Here is a 19506-nt window from a genome sequence, read left to right as displayed (position 1 = left end):
TTATTGGGCGTGCGCGTGTTCCGGCATGTCCTGCGGTGGTTTCTTCTGCACGGCGACTTCGACGGTCACGTCACCGGCCTTCTCGAAGTGCATCGTCAGCGGGAAGCGCTTGCCGTCGGTCAGCAGGCTGCGGTCGGTCGGATTCATCAACATCACGTGATAGGCCATCGGCGCGAAAGTCACGTTTCCACCGGCCGGGATCGCCACGTTCGGCACCTGTTGCATCTTCATCAGATCACCCTGCATCACGTGTTCGTGCAGTTCGGCTTTCGGAGCGATGGGCGAGTCGACGCTGAGCAGGCGGTCAGCGGTTTTGCCACCGTTGTGAATGATGAAATACGCGGCAACCGTCGGCGCATTCGGCGGCAGTTCCTGCGACCACGGGTGGGCGATTTCCAGCTCGCCGGCCTTGTATTCGTGGGCATGGGCGAAGCACGCAGGCAGCAACAGCGCAGCGATGACGATGAATTTGTTCAACATGGCAGTTCTCCAGAACGATTTGAAACGCAGGTCAAATGCGGGAACAAATCAAACCAGAGGAGAGGCGCGGGGATTGAGGCTCGGCCATTGCTGGCGCGGTGTCGGGGTTTGCAGCAAGGCGGGCGCCACACTGCGATTGCTTTCGTATCGGGCGAAGTACAGCTGCGGTGAATGCCCCGGCAACGCCACCACGGGCGCCGATCCGGAACAGCACCAGCAATGCTGCATGGTCGAATGATTGTCACCGTTTTGCGGCGCTTTCTGATCGAGGCTGCCGATGTCGATCGCCACCATCTTCGTGCCGCTGCCGGTGCAGAAACTGCTCCACAGCAACTGCTCGGCCGGCGTCTGCGCCGCTTGCGCCATCGCTCCCGTCAACGGCATGGCGAGCATGTTGAACAGCACTGCGAAGCAGGCGATCCAGGCAAATGCAAGCCGGTGTCGGGTCATGGGACAGGTCCGTAGGGTGGGCGATCAGGCGCGGCTATTTAGCCTGATCAGGGCCGATAAGTAAAAAAGCGTCGTGCGGTTTGGTGTCGCAGCGCTACATGCAGTTGTGCGAGTAGCATGCTTGCCAGTTGCGTCTCGCCGTTATGAAAGAGTGTAGCGGCTTCGATTCGCAATGCCTGTGCGAAATCCGGATCAGATTGAATTCTCAATCGGATGGTCTGCTTATAGTCTCGGAGCGCCACGCGGTTGAATCGCCCATCGCCTGAGTCCAGTTCCGAACATGCCTTGACGTAGTGCACCAGTTCAGCAGGCGTGTGGAGAAAGTCCTTGATGTCGAAGCGGGTGAATTTTCCGGTCATTGGAACGTGCTCACAAATTCGATGAAACGCTAAACGTAAGCCTGGGCAGCTCACGCAGATAGTCAGCGAATCTTTAAATTCTTGTGGGCAGTGTCCTAGCACTCAGTAGGACTTGAGCTTTTTGTTTTTCACGGTCGGACTTCGGCCGTTAGGGCAGCGATGGCTTCATCAATCGTCCAAAACTCCCGATCAACCCCCGCCAACTCCGGCCGTTTCAACACCATCACCGGCACCCCAAGCTCCCGCGCCACTTCCAGCTTCGGCTCGGTTGCGGTGCTGCCGCTGTTCTTGCTGATCAGCACGTCGATCTGCCGGCGTTCGAACAGCGCTCGCTCATCCTCCAGCAGAAACGGCCCCCGGGCACCGATGACTTCGCAGCGTTCGTTGCCGGGATAGACGTCGAGGGCGCGCAGGGTCCAGAACTGGTGCGCGGGGATTTCATCGAGGTGTTGCAGCGGTTCGCGGCCGAGGGTGAACAGTGGGCGGCGGAAGGGTTCGAGGGCGGTGATCAGTTCGGCCCAGTCGGCGACTTCGCGCCAGTCATCGCCCGGTTGTGGTTGCCACGCCGGGCGGCGCAGGGCCCAGCAGGGGATGCCGGTGAGTTGTGCAGCGGTGGCGGCGTTGTGGCTGATTTGTGCGGCATACGGATGGGTCGCGTCGAGCAGCAGATTGATGCCTTCGTCGCGAATGAACTGCGCCAGCCCCTCGGCACCGCCGTAACCGCCGACGCGCACCTGGCACGTCAGATCGGTCGGCACCCGGCCCACTCCGGCCAGGCTGTAAATGTGTTTCGGCCCCAAAGTGCGTGCGATGGCCAACGCTTCAGTCACGCCGCCCAGCAACAGAATCCGTTTCATGCAAAAGCCCCCGCATGGCCGACGATGCCGCCCTGACGATCAATCGCAAACACCTCGACCTGCACCTGCGCGGGCACCACGCTGCGGGCGAATTCCAGGGCATGACGGCAAACTTCATCACCCAGGGCAACACCCGCCGCACTGGCCATCGCCAACGCCTGCTGACTGGTGTTCGCCTCGCGGATGGCTTGCTGCAAGGTGTCGTCGGCGCCGAGCGCCGCCGCCCATTCGGCCAGTTGCGGCAGGTCGATGCTCGAATGGCGCGAGTGCAAATCCATGTGCCCGGCCGCCAGTTTGCTGATCTTGCCGAAGCCGCCGCACAGGCTGAGTTTATCCACAGGCACTTTGCGCAGGTGCTTGAGCACGGCGCCGACAAAGTCGCCCATTTCGATCAGGGCGATTTCCGGCAGGTCGTAGACCCGGCGCATGGTGTCTTCGCTGGCGTTGCCGGTGCAGGCGGCGATGTGCAGGTAGCCGTTGGTTTTCGCCACGTCGATGCCTTGATGGATCGAGGCGATGTACGCCGCGCAGGAAAACGGCCGGACGATGCCACTGGTGCCGAGGATCGACAGGCCACCGAGAATGCCCAGGCGCGGGTTCATGGTCTTCAGCGCCAGTGCTTCGCCGCCCTCGACATTCACCGTCACCTCGAAGCCGCCGCGATAGCCGGATTCTTCGGCGAGCAGGGTCAGGTGATCGCTGATCATCTTGCGCGGCACCGGATTGATCGCCGGCTCGCCGACGCCCAGCACCAGCCCCGGCCGGGTCACGGTGCCGACGCCTTTGCCGGCGATGAAGCGGATGCCCGGCTCGGCCATCAGTTGCACGCGGGAGTAGAGCAGGGCGCCGTGTGTCACGTCCGGGTCGTCGCCGGCGTCCTTGATGGTTCCGGCTTCGGCGCCGTTCTCGGTCAGCCGACAGAACTCCAGTCGCATCTGCACCTGCTTGCCCTTGGGCAACACGATCTGCACGGCGTCAGCCACCGCTCCGCCGAGCAGCAGGCGTGCTGCCGCGAGGCTGGTGGCCGTGGCGCAGCTGCCGGTGGTCAGGCCGCTGCGCAGGGGCGCGGGTTGTTCGGCGGTTTCGTCACGCATCAAGGGGTTTGACCAGATCGAGCAGGGTGATCGGCAAGGCCTGGCGCCAGGTGTCGAACTCGCCCAGCGGCTGCGCCTGGGCGATGTGGATGCGGGTCAGTTCGCCGCCGTGGCGTTCGCGCCAGCTCATCAAGGTCATTTCGCTTTGCAGGGTTACGGCGTTGGCCACCAGTCGGCCGCCGGGTTTGAGTTGTTCCCAGCAGGTTTCCAGCACGCCTTCACGGGTCACGCCGCCGCCGATGAAAATCGCGTCCGGACGTTCCAGCCCGGCGAGGGCCTGCGGGGCACTGCCGCGAATCAGTTGCAGGCCGGGAACACCCAGCGCATCGCGGTTGTGTTCGATCAACTGTTGTCGGCCGTCATCGGCCTCGATGGCCAGGGCGCGGCAGCTCGGGTGAGCGCGCATCCACTCGATGCCGATCGAGCCGCTGCCCGCGCCGACGTCCCACAGCAGTTCGCCCGGCGTCGGCGCGAGGCGGGCAAGGGTGATGGCGCGCACGTCGCGTTTGGTCAATTGCCCGTCATGTTTGAAGGCCGAGTCCGGCAGGCCGGCCAGGCGCGACAGGCGTGGTGTCTGCGGATCGGCGAGGCACTCGATGGCGATCACGTTGAGATCGGCAATGAGCGGGTCGTTCCAGTCGTTGGCGGTGCCATCGATCCGGCGTTCGGCGCTGCCGCCCAGATGCTCCAGAACGCTCAGGCGACTGGCGCCGAATCCACGCTCACGCAGTAACGTGGCAACAGCCGCCGGGCTTTGACTGTCATTGCTCAGCAGCAACAGGCGCAGGCCGCTGGACAACTGACCATTGAGGGCCACCAGCGGTCGGGCCACCAGCGAAAGAATGCTGATCTCCTGTAACGGCCAGCCCAGTCGGGCCGCCGCCAGAGAACATGAGGACGGCGCCGGCAGCACCAGCATTTCGGTGCCTGGAACCTGCCGCGCGAGGCTCGCGCCGACGCCGTAGAACATCGGATCACCACTGGCCAGCACACACACCGCTTCGCCACGCCGTTCGAGAACCGGGGCCAGGGAAAACGGGCTCGGCCACAACAGGCGCTCGCCACGGATGCACACTGGCAACAGATCCAGCTGACGCTGACCGCCGATGATCCGCGAGGCGCCTATCAGGGCGCGCCGGGCATTCTTGCCCAGGCCCTTGAAGCCGTCTTCACCGATTCCTACTACTGTCAGCCAGGGTGACATCTGTAGCCCCTCAAAAAAGTGTCCGCAAACGCGCCGTTCCGACGGGCAGACTTTTCATGCCGTCGGACAAAGCAGGCATAATACCGCGCCTTCGCCCGCGAAGCGCCTTTCCCACTGAGCTGCCAGCCCTTGAACGAACGCCCGATGTCCAACGCCATACGCCCCTCGGCCTGTCCGGGGTTGCTGCGTATCGTCCAGGCGCTGGATGGCGGGATCTGCCGGATCAAGCTCGATGGCGGCTCGATCACGGCCGATCAGGCCGATGCGGTGGCCAATGCCGCCGGGCGGTTTGCCGGCGGGGTGATCGAGGCGACCAACCGGGGCAATCTGCAGATCCGCGGCATCGGCGACCAGTCCGCATCGCTGATCGACAACCTGTTGGCCGCCGGTCTCGGGCCGCGTACCACAGCGGGCGACGATGTGCGCAACCTGATGCTCAGCCCGGCCGCCGGCATCGACCGACAGATGCGCTTCGATACCCGTCCATTGGCCGGGCAGATTCTCGAGACCCTGCAAAGCCATCCACGTTTCCATGAGTTGAGCGCCAAGTTCGCCGTGCAACTGGACGGCGGTGAAGCACTGGTGATGCTCGAGCATCACCATGATCTGTGGTTGTCGGCATTCAAAAGCGGTGAAAACACGTTGTTGGCGTTCGGCCTGGCGGGTAGCCCGACGGATCGACCGCTGGCCGCTGTGGCGCTTGCGGACGGACATGCGCTGGTGGTCGCGGTGCTGGAATTGTTTCTCGAACTGGCCCGACCGGAGCAGACGCGGATGCGTCATCTGCTGGATGAATGCCCGGTGCCGGTGTTCCTCGAAAAACTCGGTCAGCGGATCAGCCTGCAAAGCGTCGGCGAGTGGCAGCGTGAATCCGCGCCGGAAGGCTTGCAACTCGGCGTTCATCCTCAGCAATGGATTGGTCAGGTGTATATCGGTGCCGCACCAGTGCTTGGTCGTCTCGATCCGGCCATGCTGCGTGGCGCCGCGCAACTGGCCAGAACCTTTGGCGATGGCAGCCTGCGTTTCACCCCTTGGCAGAGTCTGTTGTTGCCCAATGTGCGTGAGGCGGATGCCGCTCAAGTGCTCGATGCACTGAGCAAGCTGAACCTGCTGACCCAGATTGACGACCCGCTGTCGCACCTGATCGCCTGTACCGGCTCCAACGGCTGCGGCAAAGGCCTGGCCGACACCAAACACGATGCCCGCCTGCTGGCTACGCTGTTGCCACACGCCGTGGATGTGCACTTGTCCGGCTGCCCGCGTTCCTGCGCCGCTGCGCACCGGGCTGCAGTGACTTTGCTGGCGGTCGCTCCCGGTCACTACGATCTCTATTTTCGCGATGCAGCGACGCCCGGTTTCGGCGCGCTGCACGCTCACAACCTTACTATCGAAGCGGCCGCGACCTTGCTCGCCGCCCGCTCACGGAGCCCCCTTGATGCTTGATTACATCCGCGACGGTCAGGAGATCTATCGCAACTCCTTCGCGATCATTCGCAGCGAGGCCAACCTCGCGCGCATCCCGGCCGACCTGGAAAAACTCGCGGTGCGGGTGATCCACGCCTGCGGCATGGTCGAGGCCATCGACGGGCTGCAATTCTCCGAAGGCGCGGGCAAGGCCGGGCGCGATGCGCTGGCTGCCGGTGCGCCGATTCTGTGCGATGCGCGGATGGTTTCCGAAGGCGTGACCCGTGCGCGCCTGCCGGCCAACAACGAGGTGATCTGCACCCTGCGCGACGACAGCGTGCCGGAGCTTGCGCGCGAGCTGGGTAATACTCGCTCCGCTGCCGCTCTGGAACTGTGGCGTCCGCATCTGGAAGGCAGCGTGGTGGTGATCGGCAATGCGCCGACCGCGCTGTTCTATCTGCTGGAAATGCTTGACGCCGGCGCCCCGAAACCGGCGCTGATTCTCGGCTTCCCGGTGGGCTTCGTTGGCGCTGCCGAATCCAAGGCCGAGCTGGCCGCCAACAGTCGTGGCGTGCCGTTCGTGATCATGCAGGGCCGCCTCGGCGGCAGCGCCATGGCCGCCGCTGCGGTCAATGCCCTCGCCACGGAGATCGAATGATGCAGGCTCAAGGACGTTTGATCGGCCTGGGCGTCGGCCCCGGTGATCCGGAACTGATTACCGTCAAGGCCCTGCGCCTGCTGCGCGAGTCGCCGGTGGTGGCGTATTTCGTGGCCAAGGGCAAGAAGGGCAACGCGTTCGGCATCATCGAAGCGCACCTGCAGGACGCGCAGAACCTGCTGCCGCTGGTGTACCCGGTGACCACCGAAGTGCTGCCGGCGCCGCTGTCCTACGAACAGGTGATCAGCGATTTCTACGATGACGCTGCCGAGGAAGTGGCTGCGCATCTGGATGCCGGTCGAGACGTGGCGGTGATCTGTGAAGGGGATCCGTTCTTCTACGGCTCCTACATGTACCTGCATGATCGCCTCGCCAGCCGTTACGAAGCCGAAGTGGTGCCGGGCGTCTGCTCGATGCTCGGCGGCGCTTCGGTGCTGGGTGCGCCGCTGGTGTATCGCAATCAGAGCCTGTCGGTGCTGTCCGGCGTGTTGCCTCATGACGAGCTCAAGCGCCGCCTGGCGGATGCCGATGCGGCGGTGATCATGAAGCTGGGGCGCAATTTCCCGAAAGTGCGCGACGTGTTGGCAGAACTGGGTCTGGCCGAGCGTGCGCTGTACGTCGAGCGCGCGACCATGGCCAACCAGAAGATCGTGCCGCTGGATGAGGTCGAGCCGATGTCGTCGCCGTACTTCTCGCTGATCATTGTTCCCGGCGAACGGTGGCAAGGCTGATGACTCATTCCACACCGGCCATCGTCATTCTCGGCCAGGGCGCGCTGGCCACGGCCCGTCGTCTTCAACAGGTCTATCCGGGCGCGCAGATTCATGGCCTCTCCGGGCGCGTCGAAGGTGCCGACCTGACTTACAGCGAGTTCGGCGCGACCCTGCGCGAGCTGTATCAGCAGGACACACCGATCATTGCCCTGTGCGCGGCGGGTATCGTCATTCGCACCCTGGCGCCACTGCTGCTGGAAAAAGGCGTCGAGCCGCCGGTGCTCGCCGTGGCTGAAGACGGCAGCGCCGTAGTGCCGCTGCTTGGCGGCCTGGGTGGGGTGAATGTCATGGCCCGCGAGATGGCGGCTGCGCTTGAAGTGGCAGCGGCAATCACCACCAGCGGCGAGCTGCGCTTCGGCACCTGCCTGCTCAATCCACCCAGCGGTTATGCCCTTGGCGATCTGGAGCAGGGCAAGCGCTTTGTCTCCGATCTGCTCGCCGGTCACAGCGTGCGCATCGATGGCGCCGCACCCTGGCTGGCTCAGGCGCAGTTGCCGGAAGATCCACAGGCGCAGCGCTCGATTCATGTCGGCAGCGATGCCCGCGTGGCGAGTTCCAGTGAGTTGCTGATTTATCCGCGCAGCGTGGCGGTTGCGGTCGGTTCAGAAGTGACTGACCTGCCGGGCTCGATTCGCGATGCGTTGCAGCAGGCCGGGGTGGCGATTCAATCGCTGGCCTGTCTGGTGGCGGCCGATGTTCAGATGGCCAGTCCGGCACTGCGTGAAGCGGCGCTTGAACTGGCAGTGCCGTTGCGCTTTGTCGCGCCGGCGAATGACATCGGTGAGCTGGCTCGCGATGCAGTCTCTCACGCTCGAATCATCACAACCTCCCACGACATTGCCATCGCCGTGGCCGAACAGCCGCTGGATGTTTCACAGGTTGGTCGTCCGCGTGGGCGCCTGGCAGTCATCGGTCTCGGCCCTGGTGCCGCCGAGCTGATGGTGCCGGCGGTGAAAGCCGAACTCGCTCGAGCCACCGATGTGCTGGGCTATGAAACTTACGTGCGTATGGCCGGCCCGTTCCGCGACGATCAGGTGCAGCATTGCACCGACAACCGCGAAGAAATGCAGCGCGCCCGCCATGCATTCAGGCTGGCCGCCGAGGGTCGTTCGGTGATTGTGGTTTCGTCGGGCGATCCAGGCGTGTTCGCCATGGCGGCGGCGGTGCTCGAAGCGTTGCACGAATCGACGGATCCGGCCTGGCACAGCGTCGACCTGGAAATCCTGCCGGGTGTTTCCGCGTCGCTTGCCACCGCCGCTCAGGCCGGTGCACCGCTGGGGCACGATTTCTGCGTGATGTCGCTGTCGGACAACCTCAAACCGTGGTCGATCATCGAAAAGCGTCTGGATCTCGCTGCCGAGGCCGATCTGGCATTGGCGTTCTACAACCCGATCTCCCGCGCCCGTCCGTGGCAACTGGGGCGCGCGCTGGAAATCGTCGCGCAGCATCGCGCGCCGCAAACGCCGGTGGTGCTGGGCCGTGATATCGGTCGTCCGGGGCAGACACTGCGGGTGACGACGTTGGGTGCGCTGACACCGGATCAGGTGGACATGCGCACGATGGTGCTGATCGGTTCGTCAACCACCTGCACGTTCCCTCGAGCCGAAGGCGGGGAGTGGGTATATACGCCGCGTTGGTATGGCGAGAAACCCAATACCTGAGACATGAAAAAGCGGCTCTTCGGAGCCGCTTTTTCATTTCATGTCATGGGTGGCGGGTCAGCCAAGATAACCCTTCACCCCGGTAAAGATGATCTGCGCAGCCAGTGCACAGACAAACAATCCCATGAGCCGGCTGACGATCTGCAACCCCTGATCGCCAAGAATCCGCTCGATCCGGTTCGACAGATACAACACCACGCCGACGGTAAAACTGGCGAGCGCGATGCTCATGATCGCGATCAGCTTGTCATCCCAGTGCGGCTGGCTGACGCCCATCACCAGCAGCGCACCGATGGTGCCGGGGCCGACCGTCAGCGGGATGGTCAACGGGACGATGGTGACGTCCTGCTGCACGTTGTCGGCCTGCACCGCCGACTTGCCCTGCGCCATGCCCAGCGCCGAGATGAACAGCACGCTGCCGGCCCCGATGCGGAAGGCATCCACGGTGATGCCGAACACGTCGAAGATCACCCGCCCGAACAGGTACAGCAACACGCTCGATACCAGGGTGGCGATCGCTACTTTCCAGGCCAGGCGCCGTTGTTCCTTGCGCGAATAACCCCGGGTCAGGCTGATGAAGCAGGACAACACGAAGAACGGGCTGTAGAGCACCAGCATCTTCAGGTAAACGCTGAACAACACATGGAGCATGGTTAAAACTCGCGCGGGCGGAAGTTGAACGGAGTCTATCAGGCGGATCTGGCGTCATCACGGCAAGATCCGTTGGGAAGGTGGCCGCTCGCCGAGATCAGGGCGTTCGTGCCGTCGTGCGATTTTGCTGATCACGCTGGGCCACCCAGTGCTCGATCAGCTCGCGCAGTTGCGACAGCTCCACCGGTTTGGCCATGTGCCCGTCCATGCCGGCCTGGCGCGCACGCTCCTTGTGTTCGGCGAGGATGTGCGCGGTCAGCGCGACGATCGGCGTACGGATGCGCTGATTGCCGACTTCCCAGGCCCGTAGCTGCTGGGTCGCGGAAAAACCGTCGAGGATCGGCATTTCGCAATCCATCAGCACCAGGTCGTAGCGCTGGGCCTTCATGGCCTGCAAGGCTTCTTCGCCATTGCTGGCGGTGTCCGGTTGCAGGTTGAGCTTGCCGAGCATGCCGCGAATCACTTTGGTGGAAATCGTGTTGTCTTCGGCGACCAGAATGCGGAAATCGCTCGGAACCTTGACGGCCGTGGCCGGGCCGGTCGGTTGTGGCTGGAATACGGCCTGGCCGCGGTTGCGCTGGTTCAGTTCGTCGGCCAGCGTGGTCTTGAGCGTGTAGCCGGCCACCGGTTTGGCCAGGATGCGTTTGATCCCCGAATTGCGCGCGATGATCTTGCTCGGCGCATTGCTGATGCCGGTGAGCATGATCAGCAGGATGTCGTGGTTCAGGCTCGGATCTTCCTTGATCTTGGCCGCCAGTTGCATGCCGGTCATGCCGGGCATGTTCTGGTCCAGCAAGACCACGTCGAAGTAATCACGCAAATGCGCCTTGGTGCGCAACAGGGCCAGCGCTTCCTTGCCCGACGGCACCGCACTGACGTTCAGGCCCCAGGCGCTGCACTGTTGCACCAGCACTTTGCGGCAGGTGTCGTTGTCATCGACCACCAGTACCCGCGCGCCTTGCAGCGGACTGTCGAGGTCGGAGGTCGGGTGCTCCAGGCGGTCGGGATCCAGCGGCAGGGTCAGCCACAGCGTGCTGCCCTGGGTGGCGCCGCTCTTGATGCCGAACTCGCCCTGCATCAGGCGAATCAGTTGCCGTGCGATCACCAGCCCGAGATTGCCGCCCAGCCGGTTGGCCGACAGGAAGTGCTTGCTGTGCAGCTCGGCGTGCATCAGCGCATCACGTTCTTCCTGGTCCATCGGCTGGCCGCTGTCCTGCACGGCAATGCGCAGGCGCGGTTTGCTGCTGCGCTCATCGAGGGCGACCACCACCAGCACTTCGCCTTCTTCGGTTTTCTTCAGGGCGTTTTCCAGCAGGCTCAGCAGCGTCTGGCGCAGACGCGTCGGGTCACCGCTGATGACCCGTGGCACTTGTGGCTGGATGAAGCTGATCAGCTCGACGTTCTGCTGCTCGGCCTTGGCGCGGTAGATGCTCAGGCAGTCGTCGATCAGCGCGTTGAGGTCGAACTGCACATCGTCCAGTTCGATCTGCCCGGACTCGAGGCGAGAGATGTCGAGGATCTCGTTAATCAGGGTCAGCAGTTCGTTGCCGGCGCTGTGAATGGTCTGCACGTAGTCGCGCTGCTTGACCGACAGCGGCGTGCCGAGCAGCAGTTCGGTCATGCCCAGCACGCCGTTCATCGGGGTGCGGATCTCGTGGCTGATCTTGGCCAGGAATTCGGCCTTGGCATTGATCTCGGCGTTGCTCGCGGCGAGGTCGCGGCTGATGCTGAAACGGCTTTCGGTGATGCTGCGCTGGCGCTCGCCGAGGGCGATGCTCATCAGCAGGCCACTGATGCAGATGAATCCCATCAGGGTCATGATCAGGCCTTGCGGCGCCACCAGGGTCAGCCCCAGCAAGGCCGGGAGGATGATCAGCGTGCCGATGTTGAACACCACCATCGCGGCGACGAACAGTCGGGCAGGGCGGTAGCCTTTCTGCCAGTGATAGAACGCCACCAGCAACATGCTCAGCCCGGCCAGAGCCACCAGCGCGTAGGTGATGATGTTCAGCGGCAGGGTGTTGACGAACAGCAACAGCAGGCTGCAGATCACGATGAACAGGATATCGCCCAGCAGCAGTTTGTTCAGCGGATGAGGGCCGAGCGGGGCAAAGAAGCGGTAGGCGAACATCAGGCCGGCCGGTGCGGTCAACAGCAGGGCCAGGTAGGCGCCAGGGGTCTGGATCGCATGCCAGTTCGGCAGCCAGGGGCCGGCGAGGTTGAGCAACAGCAGCAGGCTCAGGCTCAGCAGGCCTTCACACACCGCCAGCCACAGGCTGCTGCGCGAACGGGTGTAGGCGTAGCGGATCAGGTTGTGCAGGATCAGCATGGCGAGGCAGCCGAACAGCAAACCGTAGATCAGCGTCTGGTTATGGTTGGCCGCGCCCATCACCGCCGATTGCAGGGTGATGTACGGACGCAACTGGTGGTCGGAGACCAGTCGCAGATAGACGTCGAGGGACTTGTCACTTTGCGGCAACGGCAACAGGAAGTCGCTGCTGGGCAGCGGACGTTCGACCTGAGCCTGGGTGGTGCCGGTTTCCCGCTGTTCGATCAGCCGGTCGCCATCGAGCACGTACAGGTTGAGGTGTGACAGGTCGGGGGCGAAGATGCGCAGCACTTGTTCGTGCTTGCCGGGCGCCAGTCTGAAGCGCAGCCATAATGCGCCGTCGGGTTCGGCCGCGGTGAGGCGGTCAAGCTCGATGGGGCTGAATTGATTGGTGTAGCGGGCGGAGCGAATGTCGCTCAGCTGGAGGTTGCCCTGATCGTCGAGCAATACCGACCAGCCACTGCCTTGCGCGGCCTGGGCCGGGAGCATGCAGAGCAAGGTCAACAGTGTGACGGTGAAACCTATGGCAATCCTGAGCCAGCGCACGGCGAAATCCCTTCGTAGGTTGATGCCAGAATATAACGATGCGCAGCGTCGGAACAGTCCGGCAAGGACCAAGGGCCCTTGCCGGAAACACAGCGTAGCTTATTACCGGTTTTCGCCGCGTTCACGGGCAATGGCACGGTAGCCGATGTCGGTGCGGTAGAAGCAGCCTTCCCAGTCGATGGCCTTGGCCAGTTTGTAGGCCTGCTCCTGGGCAGCGCCAACGCTGGCACCCATGGCGGTGGCGCAAAGCACCCGACCACCGGCCGTCACGACCTTGCCGTCCTTGAGCGCAGTACCGGCGTGGAAGACCTTGCCTTCCAGTGCGGCGGCTGCGTCCAGACCGTTGATCGGTGCGCCCTTGGCGTAGTCGCCCGGGTAACCGCCGGCGGCCAGCACGATGCCGACGCTCGGACGTGGATCCCACTGCGCTTCAACCTTGTCCAGCGCCTGGGCCAGTGCCGCTTCGACCAGCAGCACCAGGCTCGACTGCAGGCGCAGCATCACCGGCTGGGTTTCCGGGTCGCCGAAGCGGCAGTTGAACTCGATGACCTTCGGATTGCCGGCCTTGTCGATCATCAGACCGGCGTACAGGAAACCGGTGTAGACGTTGCCTTCCTCGGCCATGCCGCGCACGGTCGGCCAGATCACCTGGTCCATCACGCGCTGGTGCACGTCGGCGGTGACAACCGGAGCCGGGGAGTAGGCACCCATGCCGCCGGTGTTCGGGCCGCTGTCGCCGTCGCCGACGCGTTTGTGGTCCTGGCTGGTGGCCATCGGCAGGACGTTCTTGCCGTCGACCATGACGATGAAGCTGGCTTCCTCGCCGTCGAGGAACTCTTCGATCACGACGCGGGAGCCGGCGTCGCCGAAGGCGTTGCCGGCGAGCATGTCGCGCACGGCGTCTTCGGCTTCGGCCAGGGTCATGGCGACGATCACGCCTTTGCCGGCGGCGAGGCCGTCGGCCTTGATCACGATCGGCGCGCCTTTTTCACGCAGATAAGCCAGAGCAGGCTCGATCTCGGTGAAGTTCTGGTAATCGGCGGTCGGGATCTTGTGGCGAGCCAGGAAGTCCTTGGTGAAGGCTTTCGAGCCTTCCAGCTGCGCGGCACCGGCAGTCGGACCGAAGCAGTCCAGGCCACGGGAGCGGAACAGGTCGACGACGCCGGCAACCAGCGGAACTTCCGGGCCGACGATGGTCAGGGAGACGTTCTTCTCGGCGAAGTCAGCCAGTTGCTCGAGGGCCAGCACGTCGATAGCGACGTTTTCGCACTTGGCTTCAATCGCGGTGCCGGCGTTGCCTGGAGCCACGAAAACCTTCTGCACGCGCGGATCCTGAGCCACTTTCCAGGCCAGGGCGTGTTCGCGGCCACCGCTGCCAATGATCAAAACATTCATTTCAAAAACCTCGGATGACGCTAATTCTGTTTTAGAACCTGAAGCGCTTCACGCTCCAGGAGGTCGCAATGAAGTCGGTAGATGCAAGGCGGAGTCGACCTCGGTGAGCGGAGTTGCCTTTTGGCAATGAGCATCATCGAGGTCGGCTCCAACGCAGCAGATGCCGGCTTCAGTGCGGCCGTTGTCTGATTAGTGGCGGAAGTGGCGCATGCCGGTGAACACCATCGCGATGCCAGCCTCATCAGCAGCAGCAATCACCTCAGCATCACGCATCGAACCACCCGGCTGGATCACCGCCGTGATACCGACCTTGGCCGCATTGTCCAGACCGTCGCGGAACGGGAAGAACGCGTCCGATGCCATCACCGAGCCGGCCACCTGCAGACCGGCGTGCTCAGCCTTGATCGCGGCGATACGCGCCGAGTTCACGCGGCTCATCTGGCCGGCGCCGACACCGATGGTCTGACGGTTCTTGGCGTAGACGATGGCGTTGGATTTGACGAACTTGGCCACTTTCCAGGCGAAGATCAGGTCGTGGACTTCCTGTTCGGTCGGGGCACGCTTGGTCACCACTTTCAGGTCGTCGGCGCCGATCATGCCGATGTCGCGGCTCTGGACCAGCAGGCCACCGTTGACGCGCTTGTAGTCCCAGGCCGGAACACGATCAGCCGACCACTCGCCGCAGGCCAGCAGGCGTACATTGGCCTTGGCTGCAACGATGGCGCGGGCTTCTTCGCTGACGCTTGGCGCGATGATCACTTCGACGAACTGACGCTCGACGATGGCCTTGGCGGTCTCGGCATCCAGTTCACGGTTGAAGGCGATGATGCCGCCGAATGCCGACTCGGTGTCGGTGGCGTAGGCCAGTTCGTAGGCCTGACGGATGCCGCCTTCGGCGTCCGGGCTTACGGCCACGCCGCACGGGTTGGCGTGCTTGACGATCACGCAGGCCGGTTTGACGAAGCTCTTCACGCATTCCAGCGCGGCGTCGGTGTCGGCCACGTTGTTGTACGACAGCTCTTTGCCTTGCAGCTGGGTGGCGGTGGCGATGCCGACTTCGGCAGGCTTGGCTTCCACGTAGAACGCCGCGCTCTGGTGCGGGTTCTCGCCGTAACGCATTTCCTGGGCCTTGATGAACTGGCTGTTGAAGGTGCGCGGGAATTCGCTGCGACCTTCAGTGCTGAGGGTGTCAGCAGCCTGGTTCACGGTGCCCATGTAGTTGGCGATCATGCCGTCGTAGGCAGCGGTGTGTTCGAACGCCTTGAGCATCAGGTCGAAACGCTGAGCGTAGGTCAGGCCGCCGGCCTTGAGGTTTTCCAGGACGTTGGCGTAATCGCTGGCATTCACCACGATGGCCACGTCTTTGTGGTTTTTCGCCGCCGAACGGACCATGGTCGGGCCGCCGATGTCGATGTTCTCGATGGCAGTCGGCAGGTTGCAGCCTGGCTTGCTGATGGTGGCTTCGAACGGGTACAGGTTGACCGCTACCAGATCGATCGGCTTGATGCCGTGCTCATTCATGATGGCGTCATCGATACCGCGACGACCGAGGATCCCGCCGTGGATTTTCGGGTGCAGGGTTTTCACCCGACCGTCCATCATTTCTGCGAAACCGGTGTAATCCGCGACTTCCACTGCGGCCACGCCGTTGTCCTGCAGCAGTTTGAAGGTCCCGCCGGTGGAAAGGATTTCCACGCCCAGGGCTTCCAGCTCCCTGGCGAATTCGAGGATCCCGGTCTTGTCGGAAACACTGATCAAGGCGCGGCGGATCGGCAGGCGGGTAGTCTGGTCGGTCATCTCAATTTCCATCAAAAGCAAGGGAAGTCAGCAAAAAAGGCGACCGGTTTTACGCGGGCGCCTTTCTGGTTGGATTGAATGCTTACAGCAGATCGTACTGCTTGAGTTTCTTGCGCAGCGTGCCGCGGTTGAGTCCGAGCAGCTCGCTGGCCTTGGTCTGGTTGCCCTTGACGTAGTTCATCACGCTTTCGAGCAGGGGAGCCTCGACTTCGGAGAGCACCAGGTTGTACACGTCCGTGACGGCTGCGCCCTCAAGGTGGGCGAAATAATTGTGCAGCGCCTTCTCGACACTCCCGCGAAGGGTCTGGCCTTCTTCGCTCGGGGTATTGAGGTGCTGTTTCAAATTCACGTTGTCGCTCACGGGTGTTGTTCCACTCACTAAAGTCTCGGTCATCATCGTCATGCGGCCACCCCTTCTCCGTCCCCTGTCAGGCTCTTGTAACGTTCGGCGAAGAACTCCCGAACGTTGGCGCATTGTGTTTCCGTACCATCCAAACGATTGAAACGGGCGCGAAACTCCTTGGCGCCCGGCAAGGTTGCGAGATACCAGCCCACATGCTTTCGGGCAATGCGTACGCCCATCACGTCCCCATAAAAGGCGTGGAGGGCAGCCAGATGCTCAAGCAGAATGCGTTCCACCTCGGACAGCTCCGGCGCCGGCAGTTTTTCGCCGGTACGCAGGAAGTGTTCGATCTCACGAAAAATCCACGGCCGCCCCTGGGCAGCCCGGCCGATCAACAGGCCATCGGCACCGGTCGCGTCGAGCACGTAGCGGGCCTTTTCCGGCGATACGATGTCGCCGTTGGCAAAGACCGGAATCGACACCGCCTGCTTGATCGCGGCAATGGTGTCGTACTCGGCTTCGCCGGTGTACAGGTCGGCGCGGGTGCGGCCATGCACCGCCAGCGCCGTGATCCCGGCCTGCTCGGCGATCTTCGCCACCGTCAGGCCGTTCTTGTTGTCGCGATCCCATCCGGTGCGGATCTTCAGGGTTACCGGCACATCAACCGCAGCCACCACGGCGTGCAGGATCTCGGTAACCAGTGCTTCATCCTTCAATAATGCGGAGCCGGCGGCCTTGTTGCAGACCTTTTTCGCCGGGCAACCCATGTTGATATCAATAATCTGTGCGCCCAGCTCGACGTTGGCCCGGGCCGCATCCGCCAGCATCTGCGCGTCGCCACCGGCAATCTGTACCGAGCGTGGCTCGGGATCGCCTTCGTGGATCATGCGCATGCGCGACTTGCGGGTATTCCACAGGCTCATGTCGCTGGTGACCATTTCCGAGACTACAAGCCCTGCGCCCAATCGCTTGCACAACTGACGAAAGGGCTGGTCGGTGACACCCGCCATGGGGGCGAGGATCAAGCCGTTCTGCAATGTATATGGGCCGATGCGTACCGCCGACATAGGACTTCCCTGAAGTGGGGCCGGATCATGAGAGTTCGAAAAAGGGTTGGCATGATACCCGCTCTCGATGACTGGATAAAGGCTGAATTGAACAAAATCTGAACAGTCATTTCGTTATTGCCTGCGGTTTGGTCGTGCAGGGCAAAGTCAGAAAACTGCCGTCAATCCTGGAGCGCTGAAGTGTTTCACTCGGGGGAGTGGAAACTCAGACTGTAGTTCACCGCTTTCGGCCCCGGATCGAGGATGTCCAGAGCGATGTGGATGGGCGTTTGCGGCGGCATTTCCGCCATGCCCTCGAGATCGCCGTTGAGGTATTCACCGGGTTTGAACCGGCGACTGGCGATCAGGTGGCCGTTGAGGTCGGCAAAGCGCAACTCCAGCAGCGGAAACGGTTGCGAGAACGGGGCGCGGTTGTAAATGATCGCGTCCACTACCAGCGCACCGCTGAATTCCGGGTGGCTGCGTACCACCAGGTTGCTGCTCTTGATCTTGGCGATATCGACCTTGGACGGCACCGTGCAGCCAACTTGCGGGCACAGTTGCTGGAACCACGGGCGGTACTGGTCCTGGCGGGCCAGTTCGTCGAAGTGATAGGCGATGTACTGGCCGGCGAGACCGGCGGCAGCCAGCAATACCAGCAACAGCCACAGCAGGCGTCGGCCCCAAGGCGAGCGGCGTTTTTGCCAGTCCAGTTGCAACGGATCGTCGGTCAGGTCCTGCAAAACCTCGGCGCGCACGCCGGGTTCGTCACGTTCGCGCTTTTTGCGTGGGGGTTCGATTGCAGGCAGATCGTCGTCGACGTCTTCGCTGGCCGACAGGCGCTCATGGCGGGCGGAAGGGTCGATCGGATCGTGCAGGCGCAGTTGCGGAATGGGAGGCTCGTCGTCGAGGTCTACCGGTTCCAGCGACAGCGAAGGCTCGGTGCGTTCCGGTTTCACCGGTTCGAAATCGGCGACTTCGGCTGTGTGTTCAGACTCGATGGTCCGCTCGTCCGCCGGTTCGCTGAACAGGCTGCCTGACCACGGCTCGTCTTCCGGTTCATGGCTGTCGCGGCGAGCACTGAGGGATTCCTCGCGTGCACGGCCGAATTCGGTGGTCGGCTGGATTTCCCGCTGCTCGAGGCGGGCCAGTTCTTCGTCCAGATCAAGGCTGTCGAGATCGAGCTCGGCCGCGCTCCACTGCTTCTGGCTGATGGCGCGAGGTTCGGGCGGTTCGATTGGCTCCGGTTGTCTGGCGACGACCGGCGCTTCGATAACCGGTGCCGGTTCGACAATGGCTGGCGCTACCGGCGTGACTGCTTCCTTGCCTGCGCGTTGTTCAAGCAGCTGTTTGGCGGCGTTGAACACTTGCAGGCAGGAGCCGCAACGAACCACCCCGCGGGCCACACTCAATTGAGTGTGGCTGACGCGGAAACTGGTTTGGCAATGCGGGCACTGGGTGACGAAGCTGTCGGTCATGCGGCGATCCGGATTGAGCAGGCGGTCATTCTAGCGCCGACGGCCAGTGATGCGCACCCAGCCGTCGCGATTGGCAATTGGATCGAGATCGAAGTCCTGCGCGTAGGCGGCGGCGACTTCTTCGCCCTGTTCGGCGAGGATCCCGGACAGCGCCAGACGGCCGCCTGACTTGACCAGGCCGGACAGTTGCGGCGCCAGGGAAACCAACGGACCGGCCAGGATGTTGGCCACCAATACATCGGCTTTGACCTGTGGCAGATCTTCCGGCAGATACAGCGGGAACAGCTCGTCGGCAATGCCGTTGCGACCGGCGTTGTCGCGGGAAGCTTCAAGCGCCTGCACGTCGATGTCAGTGCCGACCGCTTCTTTCGCGCCGAGCAGCAGGGCGGCAATGGCCAGAATCCCCGAGCCGCAGCCGAAGTCGAGCACGTTGCAATCTTTCAGGTCCTGACCGTCCAGCCATTCCAGGCACAGGGCGGTGGTCGGGTGGGTGCCGGTGCCGAAGGCCAGACCCGGATCCAGCAGCAGGTTGACCGCATCAGGTTGCGGCGCGGCGTGCCAGCTCGGCACGATCCACAGGCGCTGGCCGAATTGCATCGGCTGGAAACCGTCCATCCAGCTGCGTTCCCAGTCCTGGTCTTCGATCACTTCGCTGTGATGCTCGGGCAGCGGGCTGCCGGTCAGCAGTTCCAGATGGGCCAGTACCGGAGCGGCTTCGGTGCCGCCCTCGAACAGGGCCAGCAGGTGAGTGTGCGCCCACAGCGGGGTGGTGTTGAGTTCCGGTTCGAAGATCGGCTGATCTTCGGCGTCCATGAAGGTCACCGAAACGGCGCCCACTTCAAGGAAAGCGTCTTCGTAGGTTTCGGCTTGTTCTGGGCTGATGGCGAGACGGACTTGCAGCCAAGGCATGGCGGGCACCTGTGAAAAAGATTGATTGCAGCCTAGCGGCCTGCGAGAAGCGCGCAAGTTTACGCGAGCGCG

Annotated in this window: 18 protein-coding genes; 4 read left to right on the top strand and 14 right to left on the bottom strand. The window is 63.1% G+C overall.

Annotated features, from left to right (window positions below; translation table 11 throughout):
* From M5B44_RS05435 to cbiE, 6 genes are all read right to left on the bottom strand, one after another.
* A complete protein-coding gene (locus tag M5B44_RS05435; protein ID WP_248738477.1) occupies positions 1–480 on the bottom strand; it encodes a copper chaperone PCu(A)C in 480 nt (159 codons plus the stop codon).
* Between the two features lie 48 nt (positions 481–528).
* Positions 529–930, bottom strand: a complete 402-nt coding sequence (locus tag M5B44_RS05430; RefSeq protein ID WP_248738476.1) for a DUF2946 domain-containing protein — start codon at positions 928–930, stop codon at positions 529–531.
* Between the two features lie 47 nt (positions 931–977).
* A complete protein-coding gene (locus tag M5B44_RS05425; protein ID WP_134825329.1) occupies positions 978–1289 on the bottom strand; it encodes a hypothetical protein in 312 nt (103 codons plus the stop codon).
* A gap of 128 nt (positions 1290–1417) precedes the next feature.
* The gene (locus M5B44_RS05420; protein WP_248738475.1) at positions 1418–2146 is read right to left on the bottom strand and encodes a cobalt-precorrin-6A reductase; all 729 of its coding nucleotides are present in this window, start codon (positions 2144–2146) and stop codon (positions 1418–1420) included.
* On the bottom strand, positions 2143–3240 hold the full coding sequence (locus tag M5B44_RS05415; protein ID WP_248738474.1) for a cobalt-precorrin-5B (C(1))-methyltransferase: 1098 nt from the start codon (positions 3238–3240) through the stop codon (positions 2143–2145). Before M5B44_RS05415 ends, M5B44_RS05420 begins: the two co-directional genes overlap by 4 nt.
* Positions 3233–4444, bottom strand: a complete 1212-nt coding sequence (gene cbiE, locus M5B44_RS05410; RefSeq protein WP_248738473.1) for a precorrin-6y C5,15-methyltransferase (decarboxylating) subunit CbiE — start codon at positions 4442–4444, stop codon at positions 3233–3235. Before cbiE ends, M5B44_RS05415 begins: the two co-directional genes overlap by 8 nt.
* A 144-nt stretch (positions 4445–4588) precedes the next feature.
* Here cbiE and cobG point away from each other — a divergent pair, with 144 nt between their 5' ends.
* The 4 genes from cobG to cobJ are packed head-to-tail and all read left to right on the top strand — an operon-like array spanning position 4589 to position 8940.
* The gene (gene cobG, locus M5B44_RS05405) at positions 4589–5887 is read left to right on the top strand and encodes a precorrin-3B synthase (protein ID WP_318653919.1); all 1299 of its coding nucleotides are present in this window, start codon (positions 4589–4591) and stop codon (positions 5885–5887) included.
* The gene (locus M5B44_RS05400; RefSeq protein ID WP_085609238.1) at positions 5880–6506 is read left to right on the top strand and encodes a precorrin-8X methylmutase; all 627 of its coding nucleotides are present in this window, start codon (positions 5880–5882) and stop codon (positions 6504–6506) included. The genes cobG and M5B44_RS05400 overlap by 8 nt, the downstream gene beginning before the upstream one ends.
* Positions 6503–7237 (top strand): precorrin-2 C(20)-methyltransferase, encoded by a 735-nt coding sequence (locus M5B44_RS05395; RefSeq protein WP_007951035.1) that lies wholly within the window; start codon positions 6503–6505, stop codon positions 7235–7237. Before M5B44_RS05400 ends, M5B44_RS05395 begins: the two co-directional genes overlap by 4 nt.
* On the top strand, positions 7237–8940 hold the full coding sequence (gene cobJ, locus M5B44_RS05390) for a precorrin-3B C(17)-methyltransferase (RefSeq protein ID WP_248738472.1): 1704 nt from the start codon (positions 7237–7239) through the stop codon (positions 8938–8940). Before M5B44_RS05395 ends, cobJ begins: the two co-directional genes overlap by 1 nt.
* Before the next feature lie 57 nt (positions 8941–8997).
* On the opposite strand, the gene M5B44_RS05385 is transcribed toward cobJ, so the two are convergent.
* The 8 genes from M5B44_RS05385 to prmA form a co-directional block, all read right to left on the bottom strand.
* Positions 8998–9591, bottom strand: coding sequence for a MarC family protein (locus tag M5B44_RS05385; RefSeq protein ID WP_119429392.1), 594 nt, complete (start codon positions 9589–9591; stop codon positions 8998–9000).
* 97 nt (positions 9592–9688) lie between these two features.
* Positions 9689–12466, bottom strand: coding sequence for a hybrid sensor histidine kinase/response regulator (locus M5B44_RS05380; protein ID WP_114881273.1), 2778 nt, complete (start codon positions 12464–12466; stop codon positions 9689–9691).
* 102 nt (positions 12467–12568) lie between these two features.
* Positions 12569–13861 (bottom strand): phosphoribosylamine--glycine ligase, encoded by a 1293-nt coding sequence (gene purD / locus M5B44_RS05375; protein WP_248738471.1) that lies wholly within the window; start codon positions 13859–13861, stop codon positions 12569–12571.
* Between the two features lie 189 nt (positions 13862–14050).
* Positions 14051–15658, bottom strand: a complete 1608-nt coding sequence (purH, locus tag M5B44_RS05370; RefSeq protein WP_248738470.1) for a bifunctional phosphoribosylaminoimidazolecarboxamide formyltransferase/IMP cyclohydrolase — start codon at positions 15656–15658, stop codon at positions 14051–14053.
* 82 nt (positions 15659–15740) lie between these two features.
* Positions 15741–16061, bottom strand: coding sequence for a DNA-binding transcriptional regulator Fis (gene fis / locus M5B44_RS05365; RefSeq protein WP_003186237.1), 321 nt, complete (start codon positions 16059–16061; stop codon positions 15741–15743).
* Positions 16058–17068 (bottom strand): tRNA dihydrouridine synthase DusB, encoded by a 1011-nt coding sequence (gene dusB, locus M5B44_RS05360; RefSeq protein WP_085711228.1) that lies wholly within the window; start codon positions 17066–17068, stop codon positions 16058–16060. The genes fis and dusB overlap by 4 nt, the downstream gene beginning before the upstream one ends.
* 185 nt (positions 17069–17253) lie before the next feature.
* Positions 17254–18525: a DUF3426 domain-containing protein gene (locus M5B44_RS05355; RefSeq protein WP_248738469.1), complete on the bottom strand. Its 1272-nt coding sequence runs from the start codon at positions 18523–18525 to the stop codon at positions 17254–17256.
* Between the two features lie 30 nt (positions 18526–18555).
* Positions 18556–19434, bottom strand: a complete 879-nt coding sequence (gene prmA / locus M5B44_RS05350; RefSeq protein WP_085732735.1) for a 50S ribosomal protein L11 methyltransferase — start codon at positions 19432–19434, stop codon at positions 18556–18558.
* Positions 19435–19506: the final 72 nt, after the last annotated feature.

Origin of the sequence: Pseudomonas sp. MWU12-2029 (assembly GCF_023242425.1) — a bacterium.
GTDB classification, from domain to species: domain Bacteria; phylum Pseudomonadota; class Gammaproteobacteria; order Pseudomonadales; family Pseudomonadaceae; genus Aquipseudomonas; species Aquipseudomonas kribbensis.
Note: the sequence above shows the minus strand (reverse complement) of the source record. Positions and strands in the feature narration are given on the sequence as shown.